Raw genomic sequence first — 273 nt, forward strand, 5'->3', positions numbered from 1 at the left:
TTTATATCGGGTGTGGTATTAATAAGTGTGTCTATTTCGTTACCGTAAGAGCGGCTCATAGAAATACCTAAAGTTAACTTATCAGCCGTAATTAAAGAGGCTAACGACACCGCTTTATCAGCAGGTAGCTTAAGTGCTCTACTGAGCTTAATATGCATAGCTACTGCAGGAGAAAGGCCAGTAGTAGAGCTTTCATCAGTAAAGTAAATGCGCTCTTCTCTAAAACTATTTTTATACAGTGACAAAGCACACGTATTGGCTGAGGTATTGGAG

At 39.6% G+C, this 273-nt stretch carries 1 pseudogene; it reads right to left on the reverse strand.

The window, feature by feature from the left end:
• Positions 1-273: pseudogene (locus AAEY62_RS22385) on the reverse strand (hypothetical protein); the annotation flags it as partial.

The organism is Pseudoalteromonas sp. GW168-MNA-CIBAN-0100, from assembly GCF_040309225.1.
Lineage (GTDB): Bacteria > Pseudomonadota > Gammaproteobacteria > Enterobacterales > Alteromonadaceae > Pseudoalteromonas > Pseudoalteromonas arctica.